The sequence below is a fragment of the Photobacterium salinisoli genome, assembly GCF_003614885.1.
Lineage (GTDB): Bacteria > Pseudomonadota > Gammaproteobacteria > Enterobacterales > Vibrionaceae > Photobacterium > Photobacterium salinisoli.
On the sequence record NZ_QZMS01000007.1, the window covers coordinates 291,263 to 309,982 of the forward strand.

At 50.7% G+C, this 18,720-nt stretch carries 18 protein-coding genes; 12 read left to right on the forward strand and 6 right to left on the reverse strand.

Annotation, left to right across the window (positions count from 1 at the left end; all coding sequences use genetic code 11):
* The first annotated feature begins 86 nt into the window (after nucleotides 1–86).
* A complete protein-coding gene (locus tag D6M16_RS02080) occupies nucleotides 87–1,145 on the forward strand; it encodes a fatty acid desaturase family protein (RefSeq protein ID WP_120510349.1) in 1,059 nt (352 codons plus the stop codon).
* Between the two features lie 298 nt (nucleotides 1,146–1,443).
* Nucleotides 1,444–1,863 (forward strand): hypothetical protein, encoded by a 420-nt coding sequence (locus D6M16_RS02085; RefSeq protein WP_120510350.1) that lies wholly within the window; start codon nucleotides 1,444–1,446, stop codon nucleotides 1,861–1,863.
* A 135-nt stretch (nucleotides 1,864–1,998) separates the two neighbouring features.
* Here the strand turns inward: D6M16_RS02085 and D6M16_RS02090 are convergent, their stop codons facing one another.
* On the reverse strand, nucleotides 1,999–2,877 hold the full coding sequence (locus D6M16_RS02090; protein WP_120510351.1) for a LysR family transcriptional regulator: 879 nt from the start codon (nucleotides 2,875–2,877) through the stop codon (nucleotides 1,999–2,001).
* A 72-nt stretch (nucleotides 2,878–2,949) separates the two neighbouring features.
* Between D6M16_RS02090 and D6M16_RS02095 the strand changes: the two genes are divergently transcribed.
* A complete protein-coding gene (locus D6M16_RS02095) occupies nucleotides 2,950–3,195 on the forward strand; it encodes a hypothetical protein (protein ID WP_120510352.1) in 246 nt (81 codons plus the stop codon).
* A 160-nt stretch (nucleotides 3,196–3,355) separates the two neighbouring features.
* Here the strand turns inward: D6M16_RS02095 and ampC are convergent, their stop codons facing one another.
* A complete protein-coding gene (gene ampC, locus D6M16_RS02100) occupies nucleotides 3,356–4,528 on the reverse strand; it encodes a class C beta-lactamase (protein WP_120510353.1) in 1,173 nt (390 codons plus the stop codon).
* Nucleotides 4,529–4,663: 135 nt separating this feature from the next.
* Between ampC and D6M16_RS02105 the strand changes: the two genes are divergently transcribed.
* Nucleotides 4,664–5,557, forward strand: a complete 894-nt coding sequence (locus D6M16_RS02105) for a LysR family transcriptional regulator (protein ID WP_120510354.1) — start codon at nucleotides 4,664–4,666, stop codon at nucleotides 5,555–5,557.
* 52 nt (nucleotides 5,558–5,609) lie between these two features.
* Here the strand turns inward: D6M16_RS02105 and D6M16_RS02110 are convergent, their stop codons facing one another.
* Nucleotides 5,610–6,593: a helix-turn-helix transcriptional regulator gene (locus D6M16_RS02110; RefSeq protein WP_120511837.1), complete on the reverse strand. Its 984-nt coding sequence runs from the start codon at nucleotides 6,591–6,593 to the stop codon at nucleotides 5,610–5,612.
* A 120-nt stretch (nucleotides 6,594–6,713) separates the two neighbouring features.
* On the opposite strand from D6M16_RS02110, the gene D6M16_RS02115 reads away from it, so the two are divergent.
* The 3 genes from D6M16_RS02115 (at nucleotide 6,714) to arsB (ending at nucleotide 8,901) form a co-directional block, all read left to right on the forward strand.
* Nucleotides 6,714–7,382, forward strand: coding sequence for a glutathione S-transferase family protein (locus D6M16_RS02115; RefSeq protein WP_120510355.1), 669 nt, complete (start codon nucleotides 6,714–6,716; stop codon nucleotides 7,380–7,382).
* Nucleotides 7,383–7,443: 61 nt separating this feature from the next.
* On the forward strand, nucleotides 7,444–7,812 hold the full coding sequence (locus D6M16_RS02120) for a metalloregulator ArsR/SmtB family transcription factor (protein WP_120510356.1): 369 nt from the start codon (nucleotides 7,444–7,446) through the stop codon (nucleotides 7,810–7,812).
* A gap of 21 nt (nucleotides 7,813–7,833) precedes the next feature.
* The gene (gene arsB, locus D6M16_RS02125; protein ID WP_120510357.1) at nucleotides 7,834–8,901 is read left to right on the forward strand and encodes an ACR3 family arsenite efflux transporter; all 1,068 of its coding nucleotides are present in this window, start codon (nucleotides 7,834–7,836) and stop codon (nucleotides 8,899–8,901) included.
* A 141-nt stretch (nucleotides 8,902–9,042) separates the two neighbouring features.
* Here arsB and D6M16_RS02130 read toward each other — a convergent pair whose 3' ends face one another.
* Nucleotides 9,043–11,013 carry a hypothetical protein gene (locus D6M16_RS02130; RefSeq protein ID WP_120510358.1) on the reverse strand — a complete coding sequence of 657 codons (1,971 nt, stop codon included), beginning with the start codon at nucleotides 11,011–11,013 and terminating at the stop codon, nucleotides 9,043–9,045.
* Between the two features lie 66 nt (nucleotides 11,014–11,079).
* Nucleotides 11,080–11,946, reverse strand: a complete 867-nt coding sequence (locus tag D6M16_RS02135; protein ID WP_120510359.1) for a hypothetical protein — start codon at nucleotides 11,944–11,946, stop codon at nucleotides 11,080–11,082.
* Between the two features lie 684 nt (nucleotides 11,947–12,630).
* On the opposite strand from D6M16_RS02135, the gene D6M16_RS02140 reads away from it, so the two are divergent.
* Nucleotides 12,631–13,464 carry a hypothetical protein gene (locus D6M16_RS02140; RefSeq protein ID WP_120510360.1) on the forward strand — a complete coding sequence of 278 codons (834 nt, stop codon included), beginning with the start codon at nucleotides 12,631–12,633 and terminating at the stop codon, nucleotides 13,462–13,464.
* Here D6M16_RS02140 and D6M16_RS02145 read toward each other — a convergent pair.
* A complete protein-coding gene (locus D6M16_RS02145) occupies nucleotides 13,426–14,391 on the reverse strand; it encodes an ABC transporter substrate-binding protein (protein ID WP_120510361.1) in 966 nt (321 codons plus the stop codon). The two genes, D6M16_RS02140 and D6M16_RS02145, sit on opposite strands and share 39 nt — an antisense overlap.
* A gap of 287 nt (nucleotides 14,392–14,678) precedes the next feature.
* Between D6M16_RS02145 and D6M16_RS02150 the strand changes: the two genes are divergently transcribed.
* The 4 genes from D6M16_RS02150 to rarD all read left to right on the forward strand — a co-directional run bounded on the left by D6M16_RS02150 (nucleotide 14,679) and on the right by rarD (nucleotide 18,703).
* Complete coding sequence (locus tag D6M16_RS02150; RefSeq protein ID WP_420812195.1) at nucleotides 14,679–15,635, forward strand: HlyD family secretion protein; 957 nt, start codon at nucleotides 14,679–14,681, stop codon at nucleotides 15,633–15,635.
* A complete protein-coding gene (locus D6M16_RS02155; RefSeq protein ID WP_120510362.1) occupies nucleotides 15,628–16,551 on the forward strand; it encodes an ABC transporter ATP-binding protein in 924 nt (307 codons plus the stop codon). The genes D6M16_RS02150 and D6M16_RS02155 overlap by 8 nt, the downstream gene beginning before the upstream one ends.
* A complete protein-coding gene (locus D6M16_RS02160; protein ID WP_120510363.1) occupies nucleotides 16,548–17,669 on the forward strand; it encodes an ABC transporter permease in 1,122 nt (373 codons plus the stop codon). The genes D6M16_RS02155 and D6M16_RS02160 overlap by 4 nt, the downstream gene beginning before the upstream one ends.
* 128 nt (nucleotides 17,670–17,797) lie before the next feature.
* Nucleotides 17,798–18,703 (forward strand): EamA family transporter RarD, encoded by a 906-nt coding sequence (rarD, locus tag D6M16_RS02165; RefSeq protein ID WP_120510364.1) that lies wholly within the window; start codon nucleotides 17,798–17,800, stop codon nucleotides 18,701–18,703.
* Nucleotides 18,704–18,720: the final 17 nt, after the last annotated feature.

Genomic DNA, 18,720 nt, shown 5'->3' on the forward strand with positions numbered 1-18,720 from the left:
ATCCCTTCGTGAATGCACAGGACCCTCTTTTCTCTGATGGAAATTCGATGGCAACAGATCTAATTTTATATTGAGGAGGAAAGGCCATGGTCATGGGAAATGCGAGATCTGATGATGCAGGCCCGCCCGAGCATAGCGCAGGCCTTAGGGTAGGCAAGGAATTGCTTGACGCGACCAGGCCTTATACTGAAGAGTCGCCGGCAATAAGTTGGTGGTATGTCAGTTCTACCTTTGTGTTAATGCTAACAGCATTGGCGGCAGCAGGAATAGTGTCGGCGTGGCCCCTCCGGCTGGTCTTTTCTGTTTTGGGGGCGTTGCTCATTGTTCGCTCTTTCATCACCTTCCATGATTATCTGCACGGTGCAATTCTCCGACGTTCACGTATCGCTTTCTGGCTCTTTCATGCTTTTGGAGCCTTTGTATTAACGCCGCCCCGGTCATGGCTTGAAAGCCATAATTATCATCATGGTCATGTAGGGCAAATATCGAGCATCAGTGCGGGGGCATTTCCCATTATATCCACCCAAATGTGGCACACCTCAACGCGTTGGCAACGGCTGGCCTATCGAGTCCAACGACACCCGGTGGTAGTGTTGTTGAGTTATCCTATTGTATTTGCTATCAACATTACGCTTATCCCATTGTTACGCTCTCCGGCTAAACATCTGGATTCGCTTATAGCCCTCGTTGCTCACTTCGGACTCATTGCCTTGCTGTGGGTACTGGGTGGATTCAACCTGGTCTTTTTTGTCATCCTGTTGCCTATGACGATTGCCTCTGCGATTGGATGCTATCTGTTTTTTGCGCAGCACAGTTTTCGACGCATGCAGATTGTGTCTCCGGAGGCCTGGAATTATTACAGAGCGGCAATCGAATCTTCCAGTTTTTTGCGTATGAACCGGATTATGCAATGGTTTACCGGCAATATCGGCTATCACCATATTCATCATCTGAACGTTCGCATCCCTTTCTACCGATTACCTGAAGTAATGGCAGCGATTCCTGAATTGCAAACCCCTATAGTGACAACGCTTTCCCCCAGAGATATTGCAGACTGCTTTCGCTCGGCCTTATGGGATGAAGAAAAACAACGCATGGTTTCTTATCGTGAAGCGAGCACAAGCAAAGAAGACGCAGCCAGGTAAGGTTCGTGTCGTTAAAGGTGCGCTTTAATGGCGTAGTCTCATCGTTGAATTCGCTATAGCGATCTCGTCGCAGGCCCGTGACGGATAGCACATCAGATCGATTTCTTGCTTTCGCAGGGAAAACATCATCGCAGTCACTGTCGGCTATTCAGTTGTTGTTTCGGCAGGTACAGGCTGGTGAAGATGGATAAATTTCGCCAAAATTTTCTGCAAGTTGCTCATTTATCGCCATAATTAGACCAAGCAATCATAAAAAACGGCAACAAATTTTTCGGATCGACCGGGGTAAGGAGACCAAATGAAACATCAGGTGTTGGGGATAGGTTTGACGGCGATATTGACGATTCAGCTGTCGGGGTGTGGTGTGTTGTTACACCCGGAGCGAAAAGGCCAACGGGGCGGTCAGGTAGATCCGGCCATTGCGGTTCTGGATGCGGCGGGCTTGCTTTTATTTGTTGTTCCCGGGTTGATCGCTTTTGGGGTGGATCTGTATTACGGCACTATTTACTTACCGGGAACCGCTAAAACCTTAAATGAAGAAGAACTGAACATGCTCAAGACACAGGATGGACAGCTCCAGCCTGAGCAACTGGCCAGATTGATTTCGGATGAAACCGGCCAGACTATCCATGCTGAAGAGATGGTGTCCTATCCGGTCGGCTCAGTGGATGAGTTAACCTTTATGCTCACTGAGGTACAAAAGCGGACATCCTCTTAGGGTGATAACTGCTGTCGAAGGGGGGGCGCAAGCTGGAGGATTAAGCGAGCCTTCAAGTATTGCAGCCCTCTTTCTGATAGGGAGCACTGTGCATGGCGTGCGTGTCAAACAGGTTATGGCATCGTACTTCTGGCATTACCCTGAAACAGGACGGGCAATCTGATCTTTGACATGCTCAATGAACAGCGAGACCGAACGGGATAGCCTGTTTGGATTCCATACCATGTGAATATCCCAGCTTGTCTCTTCTTGAAACGGAATTAATTGTATGGCGTCATAGATACCGAGAATGGATTTTTTGGGCAAAATAGCCACCCCTGTATTGGATAAAATTAATGTAATAATGGTTTGCAAATCGGCTGAAATATTGGTGATCTTGTATGTTCTGTTCTTTAACAGAGACATAGTGTTTACATTGATCTGAGATTTACTGTGATTACTCATCATTAATAAGTTATATTTCTGTAAATAGAAATCAACATTGTCACTGTTATATTGGTTTTTTGACACAGCTAAAACAAACTCATCACTTGAAACAGGCATACTGCAGAGTAACTGCGAAGACGGCTTTCTCATGAATCCAATATCTAAAGAACCTGAAAGCAATTGCTCCTCTTGATCCTGTGAGCATATATCTGACAGCGAAATAGAAATATTATTTTGTTTTTTCTGGAAGTCACGAATAAAAACAGGCAGGAAATCATTACTTGATTTACCAAACCCAATAGATAAAGGTGTCAGGTTATTCTGCGAAATGCTGGATATCAATTCATCTATTTTCTTGATATGCCGATTTAACGCGGTGATTTCATCAATAATGAGTTTTCCTGCATCGGAGAGAGTCACACCCTGGCTATCTCTGATAAATATTTCAATATTATAGGCATCTTCAACGTTTTTTATTTGTTTTGATAATGCTGGCTGAGAAATACAGAGTATTTGGGATGCAACCCGGAAGTTTTTCGCTTTGGCAAGCACCTCGATAGAGCGTAAATATTTTGGATTAACCTTCATAACTTAAAGTTATCGCCATAAAAATAAAATCACTATGCACTATAGCATAAACGTAGATAATTCTGATATCGAATGTTGATGGATGGTTTTTATATGAAATTTTGTGTGCTGGTAAAAGAAGATGTATTGATTTTTGAAGCCCTCAATGCAGAAAGCTCATCGGATATTATCATGAGTTTATTCAGGCAGGGGTTTGTATTAGCACCGGTATTCATTGAGGCAAACAACTCAGAAAATGCCCGTGCCAGTTTTATGAGCCGGTTTGAATGGCAAGAGATAACCGCGGCATTTCAGCAGAAAAAGGTATTGGCTTGTTAGTTTTAATTGAATGAATGTCTGAAATTATAAAAAGTGGCAGACATTGCGGTTAATGGCTGTGGTTAATAGCTGCGGCCAGTAGTAAAGAAGAAATTCGTGTGCTCCCTGCCGGATTGACGGACAGCGGAGCACACGGAAAACAATGTGAAGTGCAGACGAACTATTTTACGGCCGCTTTCAAAATCGCATAGGCTGCTTTGATGCGTTCGGCGTTAGGATAATTTTTGTTGGCCAGAATCACGATGCCGGTTCGTTCAGCAGGGATATACGCCACATAAGCGCCGAATCCGCCGGTTGAACCCGTTTTATTCACCCAGATCTGGGCTGGAAGCGGCTTGGGGGAATCGATTGGCTGAATGGGCATCGGGTTAAGAATCATCTCGCTGGTGTTGCCTGCCAGCAGGGTGTCCAGCGTCACCGGATACGGATACATTTCCCAGCCCAGTCCCTGGGTTAGCGGGCCGGACTGATAATAGCCGGTTCTGGTATTGGCCAGTGCTTGCGACATTGCCGGGCTCACCTGCGCCGTTCCGACGTTTGCTTCGATATAGCGCACCATATCGGCAGCCGTTGATTTAATGCCGTAGGCTTCGGCGTCCAGTACGCCGGGAGTCACCCGAACCGCCTCGCCAGCGGCGTTGTAGCCGAAGGCGTAGTCAGCCAGCTTGGCGTCGGGCACTTTCACAAAGGTACGGGTCATGCCAAGCGCCGGCAAGATTCGGCTTTCCATCAGCGTAGAGTAGGACTCACCCAGACTCAGTGCCGCAATATGGCCAAAGAGGCCAATGCTCGGATTTGAATATTGCCTGCGGGTTCCGGCCGGAAATGCGGGCTGCCAGTGACGGTAGTAGTCCAGCATGGTCGCGTGATCCGTCACCGGGTCCGGAAACTGCAGCGGTAATCCGCCTGCGGTATAGGTGGCAAGCTGGATTAAGGAGGTTTCGCCGATGGCGCTGCCTTTCAGCACTGGCAGGTATGCCGATGCCTGATCGTCAAACGACAGCTTTCCCTGACGCTGGGCATCGCTGGCCAGCGTCGCGGCAAAGGTTTTACTGACCGAGCCCAACTCAAATATCGTGTTTTCTGTGACAGGGCGATCACGCTCGACATCTGCCAGACCATAGTTGTAGTAATATGCTTTGCCATGCATGGTGATGCCAAAAGCGATGCCCGGAATCTGATAAGCAGCCATGAGTCTTGCTGCCTGCTGATCAACGACTTGTCTGATCGGGTCGGGCGCTGTTGCGGTCTGACTGTGAACCGGCGCAGCGGCTGATGCCAGGCACAAGGCAGATAAAATCAATGTTCTGGTGTTGCAGAGAATATGCTTCATGGTGACTTCTGACTCGGTTAAAAGTGAATGAATTTGATCGGAACCCCGGAGCGATGGGCGGATATTAAAGTGAGTTCATTTGAGGCACAATGTGCGAAATCTAAGAAGAGTGATTAGAAAATCTAGGGTCTTGGGATGAATATTACCCATCTGCCGCTGAATGCGATGCGTGCTTTTCTGGTGTCGGCAAAACATCTGAATTTTACCAAGGCGGCGGTCGAACTGTGTGTCACTCAGGCTGCTGTCAGTCAGCAGGTCAAAATGCTTGAAGCGCAGTTGGGCGTGTCTTTATTTATCCGTCAGTCCAGAGGGCTCAATTTAACGGAAGAGGGGAGCATACTGCTGCCTGTGGTGAAAGGGGCGTTTGAAAACCTGTCTGAAGCGATGGATATGCTGATGCAGGGAATCCACAGAGAAGTCGTTTCTGTGGGGGTTGTCGGCACGTTTGCGGTGAACTGGCTGCTGCCTCGTCTGGCGGATTTTCAGGTGCGTTATCCCCTTATTGACCTGCGTATCTCAACTCATAACAACAAAGCCGACCCGGTGGCAGAAGGCCTGGATTATCTGATCCGTTTCGGAAAAGGCAGCTGGCATGCCACGGAGGCGACTGAGCTTTTTCCCGCGCCGTTGACTGTATTGTGCCCGCCGGGAATCGGCCTGGCACTGTCCTCACCGAGAGATGTGCTGAACTACACCTTATTGCGATCCTATCAACCCGATGAGTGGTCACTGTGGCTGAACGAAGCCAAAGTGGCAGTGCCAAAAGCGAAACTGAGCGCAATCGTGTTTGATTCGTCCATCGCCATGGTTGAAGCGGCCATGCAGGGCTATGGTGTGGCACTGGCACCCTCTGTCATGTTTGAAAGGTTGTTGACGGAAGAAAAGCTGGTGCAGCCGTTTGATATTTATCTGCATAAGGGATCTTACTGGCTCACCAAGCTGCATGCGCAGAAAGAGAGCCAGGCTCAGATTAATTTTAAACAATGGTTACTGGCACAGGCTGGTGCGGGGGATGGCGCCTCGGAATGAAATGCGAAGTTCGCGGCCAGAGCCTTCAGCGAATTCACTGAAGGGATGCTTGTTATCGTGAAGGCGGCGATTCATCGTCGCCATACAACCCGCGCATCACCGCAATCACATTTTTCATCGCTAATCGCAGTGCTTCAGGCTGGATCACCTGAACTTCCGGTCCGAATCTCAGCATTTCTGCCATAGCCTGCTCTGTTCTGCCCGAAGGTAAGGTGACGCTTGTCCAGCCGGCATCATCGGTTTGCATAATTTGCGTGTGTTGCCGGACATAAGGCGGACTCAGGCTGTGCAGCATTCGCAGCCCTTTGGCCGTCAGTTTGATCTCGGCGGTATTGGGGTAGAGTTCAGCTTCCATCTGGCGATTGCTTTGTTGCCAGTAGGCGGGTAAGTCAAAGTGTGTCTCTGATTCAAAACACTGATTCAGGATGTTCAGATCCCGGATGCGGGCGACTCGGTACGTTTTGAACTGGCCCTCAGACTGAGCCACCAGATACCAGCTGCCTGCTTTTAATACCATACCGAGCGGATTGACGACCCGCTGGCTGCTGCCACGCCAGCTTTGATAATGAAACGAGACTGGGTTTTTCTGCCAGATTGCGCTGAACAGCTGCGGCAGGTCGCCAACCGTTTCTTTTTCGGTAAACCAGCCCGGGGTATCGAGTAAAAAACAGGACTGAAAACGTTCGGCATGCGTGCGAAGGCTGGTCGGAATGGCGGCCAGTAACTTGAGTCTGGCTTCCGACATGGCGGGCGCGAGTCCTAATTCCTGCGCCGGGCCGGACAAACCGAGCATGAACAGTGTTTCGATTTCCTGTTTCGAGAAACCATTGAGCTGTGTCCGGTAACCTTCCAGCAGTCGGTAGCCCCCATTAACGCCCTGTTCGCTGTACACCGGAATGCCCAGCGCACTCAGGCTGTCGATGTCACGGTAGATACTCCGCACCGAAACCTGACAGTCGCGGGCCAGCTCTACGGCGCTGACCCGATCGCGCGATTGCAGGGTCATCAGAATGGTCAGGAGCCGGCTGGCGCGCATCAGTTTTTCCTCTGCAAAGTAAGAAATCATAAAGAGACAGGATAGTTTTAAAACCTGACAAAATCTGACAGGTATTGCCAATATAGTGACCCGGACTGATAACAACAACAGGAAATAACAATGTCCGATAAAGCACTTGGTAACGAACTAATATTGTTTCATTCACCGCATACGCGCTCGTCCAGCGTGCTGATCTTGCTTAACGAGCTGGATGTGCCTTTTGAGCTGAACGTGCTGAATATGCAAATGGGGGAAAACAGACAACCCGATTATCTGGCGATTAATCCGCTGGGTAAGGTGCCGGCTTTACTGGATGACGATGCCTTAATTACCGACCAGGTGGCTATCTATCTGCACGTAGCCGATTTATTTTCTTCCGGCGAACTGGCGCCCGGCCTGAGTGATCCGCTGCGTGGTCCCTACTTGCGCTGGATGCTTTTTTACTCCGCCTGCTTTGAACCTGCCGTCTGTGACAAAGCCATGGGGTGGGTGCCCAGTGCGCAAAAGATCAGCCCTTACGGAGACTATGACACAGTGATCCGGGTACTCATTGAGCAACTCAGCGCAGGCCCTTATTTGCTGGGCGAGCGTTTCACGGCGGCAGATCTGTTATGGGCAACCGCGCTGAAATATTGCACGGCATTGGGGTCGGTAGAGCCAGATCCCGTGATTACTCAGTATCTGGCGCGGGTCACCATACGGCCCGGTTTTGCCTATGCCGAGGCACTGGATACCCGACTGGCGGCTGAGCATGAGGCTGAGCGGTTGACGCAGAAGGCTTCAAACTAAATTGACTTACGGTGCTTAAGCCAATAGGCTCTTCATATTCGAAATTTCATATATGAAAAACATGTGTGACGCATTAACTTTTTACAAATCTCTAGCCGAGGAAACTCGGCTTAAATCATTGTTATTGCTGGTGTCTAAAGAAGAGTTATGTGTGTGCGACCTGATGTCTTCGCTGGATCTGAGCCAGCCTAAAGTTTCTCGCCATCTGGCGGAACTCAGGAAGAATGGTCTGGTCAGCGATCAACGTCGTGGCAAATGGGTGTACTACCGGCTCAATGACGAACTCCCTGCATGGATGCAAGAGGTGTTGATGGGGACACTGAAAAACAATCCGGAACTGATTGCCAGAGAGCTGAGCAAACTTGAAGACAATCAGTGTGACAATGAGATAAGCGCAATGCCTGAGTGGCAGCAAGCGTCGCGTATTTAACTGATATCAGGAACGAAAAACATGACAAATTCACAAGCCTGCGCGGATGTGGCTGTATCCCACAAAATGCGTTTTCTGGACAGGTATTTAACCGTCTGGATTTTTTTAGCCATGGCGGCGGGTGTCGGTCTGGGCGTGGCTTTTCCTGAAGTGGCGCAATGGAATGAATCGATGTCAGTGGGAAGCACCAATATTCCGCTGGCGATAGGTTTGATACTGATGATGTACCCGCCGCTGGCGAAGGTGAATTACAGCTTGCTGGGTGAAGTGACCCGGGATAAGCGTGCCATCACCCTGTCGCTGATCATGAACTGGGTTATCGGCCCGATTCTGATGTTTTCACTTGCGGTGATCTTCCTGCGCGATCAGCCAGGATACATGGTTGGACTGATTTTGATTGGTCTGGCGCGTTGCATTGCTATGGTGCTGGTATGGAACGATATCAGTGGTGGGAACAAAGAGTACGGAGCCACTCTGGTTGCCCTGAACAGTGCCTTCCAGATTTTAACCTATAGCTTGATGGCCTGGTTGTTTATTACTGTACTGCCACCCATGTTCGGGCTGCAGGGATTTGCGGTGGATATTACCATTATCGATATTGCTGAGAGCGTATTGATTTATCTTGGCATCCCCTTCCTTGCGGGCTTTCTGAGCCGCAAATGGCTGGTCGCTGCCAAAGGCGAGGATTGGTACAACCAAGTCTTTATTCCGCGAATTTCGCCGATCACCCTCATCGCTCTGCTGGCGACCATAGTGCTGATGTTCAGCCTGAAAGGCGAAATGCTCATTGAGCTACCTATGGATGTGGTACGGGTAGCGATACCGCTGGTGATTTATTTCTTGATCATGTTTTTTGCCAGCTTCTTTATCGGCAAGAAAATGGGCTTACCTTACGATCAGAATACCTCGATTGCTTTCACCTCATCTGGCAATAATTTTGAACTGGCCATTGCGGTGTCGATTGCGGTTTTTGGTCTGAATTCTGATCAGGCTTTTGTTGGTGTGATTGGCCCGCTGGTGGAAGTGCCGGTTCTGATTGCTCTGGTGAATGTGGCGCTGAAAATGAAGCGTAAGTATTACCTGGCCTAGTTGCGGATCCAGTACATCATGACGCTCCGTCCAATCTGATGTGTGTAGTGGCACAGCAAAGGTGAGTTTTGCTTTGCTACTACACGCAACTGGCAGGGTTTCGTCGCTCTGGCTTATACCGAAAGCGACTGATATTGGCAGTTACTGAGCTATTTCACTCTGATCTTGTGCATATTTATCGACTATGTCCTGTAATCTGTCTTTGATCTGCGGGCTGGATTCCGTCTCAATCTGCTGCTGGAGCTGCATCAGGGTATTGCTGTCCAGCGCGCGGTAACTCAGAGAATTGGCGGCGACTTCACGGGTGGTGACATTTGCATCATCTTTGAGAGTCTGCAACAAATAGTCGGTGGCATCCGAGCCGGGAACAAACCGCAGGGCATGGGTAGCCCGCTGACGAATGTCAGCATTGGTTTGTTCGGTATACGTTTGCAAATCCCCAAAGCTCAGGTATTGCCCCATATTGCCCAGCACCGTCAGATGATGAAGGGTGGCCGAGGTATCGGGTGCAGTCTTGAGTTCCCGCAATTGTTCAGAGACATAAGCGTTGGCCGTTGTGCTGTCTTCCACGCCCATGCGCTGAACCATGGCGCTTTTCGCCAGATCGACATTGGCTGTCATCGACTCCGCTAACTGGCTGTTGCCGACCATATTCGAGAAGCGTTCAAACGTTTGTGTATTGCCCTGCGGTGACAGTGCCAGCGATGCCATGATTGAGGCTGCTGCCTGTTTCTCGTTCATCCGGGCATTCAGTGTGGTCAGCATAGCCTCCTGTGAAGCGCGGCTGGCGACTGTACTCAGTGCACTCAGGTACAGACTGAACCCTGGTTCATGAGTGCCAAATTTCGCCAAATCATCCGTTAGCAGATCCAGATCGCCGGGATAGGTGCGGGCAAAGTTTTGCAGCAGGGCGCTCAGCTGACTTTCTGCTTTGACTCTCTCGAGGCCATCCAGAGACAGCATGGCATCATAAAGATCTTTGATTTCCTGATAGGCCTCTTCGGCAGAGGTGCTGGCACCCTGAGTTGCCTGCTCTGAGTGTTGTTGTTCATCGCTCGCTTCGTCCAAAGTGCCGGCACCTTGGCTTACTTTGCCTCCGGTGGAGAGAAACACCTCAGCGGCGGTTAACTCGATCTGACGCTGCGACTGGACCTGTTGGATCAGGGCGAGTTCAGTCTGGCTGATGTCCTCAGACCATGATGTCAGGTTCAGAATCAAGCGATTGTTATTGCTTGCCAGCGGCTGACCGTTAAGCAGGTGCTCGACGCTTTCATCAACCGACAACGATTGCAGCATACGATGTAGCTGATCCCAGCGGGCCTGGTGACTGAACGAGTAGATGGGCCTGAGTTTGTTTTCCAGTCCACGGGCCTGATCATATACGGCTTTTTCCAGCTCACGGCGTTTAAATAACGCGTAACTGTCGGTTGCCGGCGTCGGTGCTGTGTCCGGCTGCAGGCTGTAGAAAGCAGTGAACTCGCCGTTGTAGTCTTTTTCTGAACGTTGCCATTGTGTGTTGGCGCTGAGTGTTTCAGGAACAATGTGCTGCATCATGAAGGCAATAGTTTCCATGGACTTCAGCGACGGATGGGGCTGTGACAAATAGACTTCCAGGATCTCTCCTTCAGGGGAGCTGATGAACTCTATCCCTTGCTGTACCTGCTGGCGCAGAGCTGCCACTATCTCTGGATTGGCCTGCTGATTGACGGCGGCGGTAATGTCCGGCGCCGGCATTCTGATCAGTTTATAGATGTGATCATCCCGGGTTTGCCGGTACTGGAGCATGTCGCCGCTGATATCGAATCGGATTGTTTGCTCAACCGTGGTGCCAGGGGCTGAAAAAGCGATATCGGCACTGTATTGCAGCGCAAAGACTTGTTTGGCAAATGCCTCAGAGGCGGTGTTCTTACTGTGTGAAGACGCTGTGCCTGTGTGCTGAAAAGCCGGAGGATGACTGTTCGGGTTGGCTGGCGTAGCGGTTGGCTGGGCTGAGGCAGAACCGGATTCATGGTCAGGTACGGCGGAAGCGGGCGATCCCGAAAGACGAAACAGCGCGGCGCCGGCGGCTATGCAACTGACCAGCACCAGAATAAAAAGTAATTTGTTCTTCATAGACTATTGACTCATGACACAGAGATGCTCCCCGCATTCTGGATGCGGGGAGGAAGGGCGCTGAGATTACTGAACGGGCAGGAAAGTGTTTCCTTGCGCTAACGTTTTCTCAAAGGTGTAGCCAGGCCATTCATAAATGGTCAGTTTGTACTTGTCGTTCACTGAGCCGTAGATATTGCCACCGGCCAGGTTGGCGGTGTTGGTAATGCCGTAACCAAATGCAAAGCCGTTCTGCGGCGCATCCCAGCGGCCATAGGTTTCAAAGGCCAGATCATCTGAGATAATAGACACTTCACCACCGAGAGAGATTTTATTCAGCAAAATGCGGGCGGAGGCTTCAGTGAATCCTGTCACATCGGCGCTTGGCACGGCTTTGGCGGTCAGTGCCAGGTTGTCGTAACCCGCTTCCAGTGCCACGTTGAGCTTGGTTCTTACACCGACACCAACATCCAGAATGACAGGTCCCAGTGGAATACCCGCATACAGGCCAAGATCCGGAATCGGCAGGATCGGCAGATCTTTCTTCAGGGATGGCCCTTCTTCAGCAGACATAGTGTATTCCTGAGAAAGGATATCGGTACCCATGACATTGACGCGTCCGTCAACGCCGAATTGCGCCGTATTGGTGGCAGTGGCACCCGCAGTGACAGAGGCAACCTGAATATCATTGTTCAGTAGCTTGCCATCAATACCGGCAACACCTTCGACACGCAGGCAGCTGCTGCGGCCTTGCACGTTCAGATAGCCTTTAATGGTGGAAGAGGCCAGATCCTGTGAGGAGTCATCCACATCTTTGGTGTAGGAGCCGCCGAAGCGGGCGTCGACAAGCGTCTCACCTGAAGCAACACAGTCGCCATACAACGAGGCGTGAGCAACCGGAGTCAGGCTGAATAAGGGTAAAGCGATGATCGCTAATTGCTTAAATTTGGCCATAAAGGTTTCCTTATAAAATAGGCGTGTTAACGCATCTTGAGGTTTTTCTGAATTACACAAACTTGGTGGATACCTTTAGAAAGTATGTTTACGCTAAATTATTATTATCTAATGTTATAATTATCTGACTGACATTGTTTGTGATAAATAAGGAAACTAATTGTCAGGTATGTATATTTACCTGTTCTAATAAAGGGGTTTATGTTTTTTTTGTTGTTTTTTCAGCGTATTGATCGCTGTTTTTTATTCTTTTGCTGAAATTATCAAAATGAAAAAATAAAGTCCATATAATTTTCGTTCGAGCGTGTTTTTATCTGATTGATGCTAATGTGAACAAAGGAAGTTAAATGAAACACCCGTTGATGAGTTGTTATGAATGCTAACGAAAGAGGCTTGCTATGGGGATAAACGGGCTATTAATGAAAACTGAGTTATTTAATTTATTATTATTTAGCGATAGCTAATGTTTTGGTAAATAAAACTATCGGCTTGGTTTTTATGTCATTAGGCGGATGGTGCCGATTGTCAGTGTTTAACGTTGTGTGAAAATCTTTTTCCTTCTGAATAACCTTACCTTATCCCTGATCCTGATATCGGATATTTTTACCATGACTAATAATTGAAACGACTGAGTCATCAGTGAGTCACTACACTGTCTGTATTGTGTCGCTTGTATGCAGACTAATGACAGGTATCGGGCGTTGTGTCAGAACTAAGTGGACCTTACTGGCCTTAGTGCCGGTATGTATTGCTGCGCCTGTGACTCACTCGGCATGGCGCACTGTCGCCTCGGCAGGATTGCATGATACCCGGGTTGCCGAGGCAGATTCAGATACCCTGGGAGTTAACCTTGGCCTCGGCCTGTTATATGCCGGTGCTGAAAACCTGAGCGGGCAAACCGGGATCATCGCGCATTATGATCACGTTATTGATCATCTGGACCCTGATCATGACCCTTTCTGGGTAATGGCAAACGGTACGCTCTCCCAGCCCTTGGTCAGCCTGAACCATTCTGCTGTAACACTTGGCTGGCAAACGGGAGTTAGCTGGTTTGAGAACACTGTGTCCGGGGTGGAGGAGGCGCTGCAGGCACAAGTGGGGATCGCCGTAAATTATCAGCATCAGGCTGATGCTGCCGGGCTGACGATTGGCGGCGGCTACTACGGGCTGGAATTCGATGACGATGTCCCTGAAGCCAGAGGCTATAGCCGGGAAGCGCTGAAACGCAGCAGTGAGGCATTAGCCTGGAAGCTGTTTTTTCAGCGTTCAGTCAAGACGGAACTCAGCTGGGAGGGGTACTGGCAGCAGTGGCGGGATCGGGATAACTGGCTGGAAAACCAACTCTTTCTGGCAATCCATTACCCGATTCTCCACCCCGTAATGGACAGCCTGAATGTCTCGTTGTTATACACCCGTTATAATCTGGCGCCTTACCGCCTCCAGGGCAAAGCGCCTATCCTGCCCTGGGACGAGAACCTTTTATTCAGGCTCTATGCCGAGATCCCGCTCGCTTGGTAAGATTTCGGATGGTGTTTCTGGCGTCACCGCCAAGGCTTGCTGCAGATTGTCTGCCATTGCTTCAGAAGCCAGCATGCCCCGGCAGTTGGCCCAGTGATTGCCGTCGACGCTGATGAGCTGCCCGCTGGAAATGGCTTTCAGCGATTGCCAGGCTGGCTGCTGCTGCCACTGTTCAAGAATACTGACAGGTTCTATGTGGCCCGAAAGCAGAATGTCGGGGTCCATGTTTGCGATATCGTCAAAAGTCAGCTGTCTCAGTGCTCTGTCTTCTTCACCGACTTTCTCGGGTACCGTCAGCTTGAGGACTTTCAATACACCGCCAGGGTAAGCGGCACCGGAATAGGCGTATAAGCCATTTTCGGCCGCTACAGCGAAAAGCACGCTTTTACCGTGATAGCGGCTGAGTGCATCCGCCGCACCTTGCATGATGTTCTGGTGTTGCAGGAGCCGGGCCTGCATGACATCCGGATAGCCTGCGATGTCGCCAATCTTCAGGGCAACGTCAAGATTTTCCTGGTAGGTTTCGCCGCGGGAAGCCAGCAGGAGTGTCGGGGCAATGTGGCTGAGCGCGGCGTAAATCGCCTGGTGCCGGTTAACATCGGCGATGATCAGATCCGGTTTCAGCACGGCTATTTTTTCAAGATTCGGGGTCGCTCTGTCACCGACCGATACCCATCCCTCCAGCTTTGCCAATACCGCAGGATGCAGATTGAGCGGATCATTATCATCGGCAATACCCACAGGGCTGATATCAATGGCTGCCAGCGCATCAGCGAAAGCATATTCCAGCGTGATAATACGTTGAGGTGGTGTGTCCAGGGTAAACGGGTTCCCAAGACTGTCAGTGATGGTAGTGGAAAAAGCTGTGGGGCTGGTGAAAAGGAAAAGAGAAAAGGTAATCCAGCGCAAATATCCCAACAGTGACATGGTACTCCCTTAAAAGTCAGAGAAAAATTTTACTTTTACTTGATAATGAAGTGTATTTCATTGCGCGACATTCTAATGGCTTTTGTTGGCAGTACAAGGGGGAGTGATGAGCTGGCCGCCAGTATTGGATCATGATCAATGCCTATCGGGCATATTCCACCGCTGTTGTGAATTGAGAAATACGCAGCAGTAATGCGTATGAAATTACGGCATGCTTGCGCTAACACATTGAATTTCACCTTATCTTAGCTAGTTTTACCTTACAGTCTGTCTTGGAGTGACGCTAAATGAAATCGGCCGGGTCATTGCAATTTATGGTGCTGGCACTCTTGCTACTGGCTGGGTGCGATAATCTTCCGTCTTCACTGGCTCTGGGCACTCTGGAGCGCGATCGTATTACATTGACGGCGACGGCGAATGAAATCATCCGTGACATGCCGGTAGCAGAAGGTCAGCCAGTGAAAGTCGGAGAGGTGCTGGTCAGGCTGGATACGACACGGCAGGCCGCCACTCTGGCGCGAGCCAATGCTGAGCAGGCCAAAGCGGCGGCGTACCTGCTTCGGCTCACCAATGGCGAGCGTGTTGAAGATATAGCGGCGGCTAAGGCACAGCTTGAACAGGCGAATGCCCGTTTGACGGATGCGGAAAAAACGTATGTGCGCCGAGAGAGTCTGGTGCGTCAGAAGCTGATCAGCGTAGCCGAACGAGACACGGCAAAAGCCGAGCGGGACAGTGCAAGGGCGCAGGTGGCCGCGGCACGGGAAAATTTCACCAAATTGACCCGGGGCGAAAGAATTGAAGATATTCAGCAGGCTCAGGCTGAACTGGAAGCGGCAAAAGCCGATGTGACTCTGCAACAGCGGATTTTCAATGATCTTACGGTAGTGGCAACCCGCGACGGTATTTTGGACAGCCTGCCATATAACCTGGGTGAGCGGGTGCCCATGAGCGCTGTTGTTGCTGTCATTCAGGCCAGCAGTCAGCCTTACGCCAGAGTCTATGTCCCTGAACCTTACCGTGTCGCCTTGCAGCCAGGCAGTGTGGCGAAGGTGTATGTCGATGGCGTTGCAGAGCCTTTTGAAGGCACCTTGCGCTGGATAGCGACAGAGCCGGCCTTCACCCCCTATTACGCACTGAATGAGGATGACAGGGCGCGGCTGGTGTATCTGGCGGAGTTCGACTTGTCGGATGCCGAGTCATTGCCTTCCGGAGTGCCGGTTCAGGTGGAGATGCCCTTTGAGTGAGCTGGCAATCAAAGCAACCGGCCTGACGCGGCGGTTTGGCGATTTCACTGCGGTGAACAAGCTGAACCTGCAAGTACCTAAAGGCAGTATCTATGGCTTTCTGGGGCCAAATGGCTGTGGTAAATCCACCACGCTGAGGATGTTAACCGGCTTGCTGAGCCCCAGTGAGGGAGATATAGACGTACTTGGCCTGCGTATTCCCGAACAGGCGGAAGCATTACGGATGAAAATTGGCTACATGACGCAGAAATTTTCCTTGTATGAGGACTTGTCAGTCAAAGAAAACCTGCAGTTTATCGGCCAGATTTATGGTTTGCCAGGCCGAGAGCTGAAGCCCAGGGTGGCAGAGCTCGGCAGTACTTATAACCTTAATGAATTGATGAAACAACGGGTTGGCAGCATGAGTGGCGGGCAGAAACAGCGGCTCGCCCTGGCGGCGGCTGTGATGCATAAACCGGATTTACTGTTTCTGGACGAACCGACCTCAGCCGTGGATCCCCAGTCGCGGCGTGATTTCTGGGAGCAGCTTTTTGACTTGTCTGACGCTGGCACCACTATTCTGGTGACCACTCATTACATGGATGAAGCCGAGCGCTGTCACGGTCTGGCTATCATGGAAGCCGGTGAAATCAAGGCAGACGGCCCACCTGATACATTGATGAAACAGATGGGCGTCAGTGTGGTTGAAATCAAAGCACCAGGACTCAGGCAGATCAAAGACAGTTTGCTGGCCATACCGGCGGTGGTTTCTGCCGCGCAGCTAGGTATTCGCCTGCGTGTCTTGGTGCGCGCAGAAGAATCTGATCCCGTGGCCTGGCTGAAACGCCAGGTGCCGGCACTGGCTCAGGCTGAGCTGGATGTGGTTCGCCCCAGTCTGGAAGATGTGTTTGTCACCAGCACGGGGCGCAAAAAATGAATGCCTTAACCTCCAGTCTGATCAGAATGAAAGCGATTCTGGTTAAAGAATTTCGCCAACTGTCCCGCGACAGGATCACCTTCGGCATGGTGGTGATGATCCCCCTGATACAGTTGCTGCTGTTTGGCTTTGCGATTAATACCGATGTGCGCAATATTCCCGTCGCGATTGTGGACCAAAGCCAGTCTCAGTATGGCAGAGTGATTACCGAAGCGGTGAAAGCCACTCAGGTGGTCACTGTGGTGGCCAGCTACGCCACGGCCAAGGAAGGGGAGCAAGCCATTACTGCCGGAACAGTACGCGGTGTGCTTGTGCTGCCGAGGGATCTGGACCAGCGGCTGGCACAACACAGAAAGGCCGGGCAATGGCTGGTGGATGGCTCGGATACTATGGTCAGTTCTGCTTTGCTGCAATTACAGAATATGCCGGTTGATAATCTGGTCTCGGATTACAAAGCGCAGCAGTCGAGCGTGATGACACCGACCTTTGAAGTCGCGCTGTATTTCAACCCGGAGCGGCGAACGGCGGTGAACATTGTGCCGGGCCTGCTCGGCGTAATACTCACCATGACCATGATACTCTTCACCTCTGCGGCGATAGTCCGCGAACGGGAAAGGGGCAACCTGGAGTTACTGATCACCACGCCTGTGCATTCCCTAGAGCTCATGCTGGCAAAGATCGCCCCTTATATCGTTATTGGTCTGATTCAGGTGGTGATCATTCTTGGCTTGGGCCATTACATTTTTGCCGTGCCTATTAATGGCCCGGTCAGTCAGATTCTGTTGGGCACTTTGCTGTTTATTGCTGCCAGCCTGACCCTGGGGCTGGTGATCTCAACGATTGCCCAGACCCAGTTGCAAGCCATGCAGATGACAGTGTTCATTCTGCTACCTTCGATTTTGCTATCCGGCTTTATGTTCCCGTATGAAGGTATGCCTGTACCTGCCCAGTGGATTGCTGAAATTCTGCCTGCGACCCATTTTATGCGCATGATACGGGGCATAGTGTTGCGCGGCGCCGATGTGACTGTGCTGTGGAAAGACGCTCTTTGGCTGCTGGGTTTTACCTTGTTCGGTTTGCTGCTGGCTTCCTGGCGGTTTAAGAAAACGCTGGACTGACCCGGATCCCATATTCGCAACGTCCTGAACCCCTGACGGAAATTTGCATCGCCATTGGCGACAGCGGGCTGATATCATCCTGTGCGTTTAAGGTTGTCGCCAAATGGATTGGATGTCAGGGGTGTAATGTGGGTAAAGGCGTTTTTCTGTCAGTGATGTCTTCTTGTCTGTTCGGGGCACTGTATTACTACTCGACCTTGCTCGATCCTCTCAATGGTGAAGCGATTTTCAGCTGGCGTCTGTTACTGACGTTACCTTTTCTCACCGCCTTTCTGCTGCTTAGTAAAGAATGGCCGCAAGTGGCGGCCATTGTGTCCTCAGTCCGCCAGCGCCCCCTGTTATGGCTGGGCTTACCCTTGTCGGCATTTTTGCTGGGGGTTCAGTTCTGGCTGTTTATGTGGGCGCCGATCAATGGCCGAGCGCTGCCTGTTTCATTGGGCTATTTCATGATGCCGCTGGTGATGGTGGTACTGGGCCGCTTTGTCTATCAGGACAGACTGAGCGGCTGGCAGAAAATTGCAGTGGCTTTTGCTGCTGTTGGCGTTGCCTGCAAGCTTTGGCTTTCAGGAGGTTTATACTGGGAAACCCTGGTGGTTGCGATAGGTTATCCCGGCTATTTTATGCTGCGGCGTAAACTCGGCACAGACAGCCTGGGGGGCCTGTGGTTTGATATGGCCATCATGATTCCGCCCGCCATCTGGTGGCTTTTTGCCAAGCACGACAGCCTGGATGTTTTTGCTCAGCATCCTCATCTTAGCTGGCTCATTATGGGGCTGGGCATTATCAGTGCGTTTGCCGTTGGCAGCTACATTGTGGCGAGCAAACTGCTGAGTTTCAGTCTGTTCGGATTATTGAGCTATGTGGAACCTGTATTGCTGGTGGTGGTGTCACTGGCGCTCGGGGAAAGTATTGGCGAAGGAGAATGGCCGACCTATCTCTTTATCTGGATAGCCGTGTTCTTTCTTATTCTTGATTGTGTTCGCCAGATAATGACCCAGAAACAGGTTCAGCTGGCAGTAAAGGTCAGAGAGTGAAGCATGCCTGCGCGAGG

Excerpts from the sequence above, each read along its gene's own strand:
- ampC (WP_120510353.1), bottom strand. The coding sequence starts at position 4,528 with ATGAAGCATATTCTCTGCAACACCAGAACATTGATTTTATCTGCCTTG.
- D6M16_RS02140 (WP_120510360.1), top strand. The coding sequence starts at position 12,631 with ATGACAGGTATCGGGCGTTGTGTCAGAACTAAGTGGACCTTACTGGCC.
- D6M16_RS02150 (WP_420812195.1), top strand. The coding sequence starts at position 14,679 with ATGAAATCGGCCGGGTCATTGCAATTTATGGTGCTGGCACTCTTGCTA.
- D6M16_RS02130 (WP_120510358.1), bottom strand. The coding sequence starts at position 11,013 with ATGAAGAACAAATTACTTTTTATTCTGGTGCTGGTCAGTTGCATAGCC.
- arsB (WP_120510357.1), top strand. The coding sequence starts at position 7,834 with ATGACAAATTCACAAGCCTGCGCGGATGTGGCTGTATCCCACAAAATG.
- D6M16_RS02080 (WP_120510349.1), top strand. The coding sequence starts at position 87 with ATGGTCATGGGAAATGCGAGATCTGATGATGCAGGCCCGCCCGAGCAT.
- D6M16_RS02085 (WP_120510350.1), top strand. The coding sequence starts at position 1,444 with ATGAAACATCAGGTGTTGGGGATAGGTTTGACGGCGATATTGACGATT.
- D6M16_RS02110 (WP_120511837.1), bottom strand. The coding sequence starts at position 6,593 with ATGCGCGCCAGCCGGCTCCTGACCATTCTGATGACCCTGCAATCGCGC.
- D6M16_RS02095 (WP_120510352.1), top strand. The coding sequence starts at position 2,950 with ATGTTGATGGATGGTTTTTATATGAAATTTTGTGTGCTGGTAAAAGAA.
- D6M16_RS02105 (WP_120510354.1), top strand. The coding sequence starts at position 4,664 with ATGAATATTACCCATCTGCCGCTGAATGCGATGCGTGCTTTTCTGGTG.
- D6M16_RS02135 (WP_120510359.1), bottom strand. The coding sequence starts at position 11,946 with ATGGCCAAATTTAAGCAATTAGCGATCATCGCTTTACCCTTATTCAGC.
- D6M16_RS02145 (WP_120510361.1), bottom strand. The coding sequence starts at position 14,391 with ATGTCACTGTTGGGATATTTGCGCTGGATTACCTTTTCTCTTTTCCTT.
- D6M16_RS02120 (WP_120510356.1), top strand. The coding sequence starts at position 7,444 with ATGTGTGACGCATTAACTTTTTACAAATCTCTAGCCGAGGAAACTCGG.
- D6M16_RS02115 (WP_120510355.1), top strand. The coding sequence starts at position 6,714 with ATGTCCGATAAAGCACTTGGTAACGAACTAATATTGTTTCATTCACCG.
- D6M16_RS02090 (WP_120510351.1), bottom strand. The coding sequence starts at position 2,877 with ATGAAGGTTAATCCAAAATATTTACGCTCTATCGAGGTGCTTGCCAAA.
- D6M16_RS02160 (WP_120510363.1), top strand. The coding sequence starts at position 16,548 with ATGAATGCCTTAACCTCCAGTCTGATCAGAATGAAAGCGATTCTGGTT.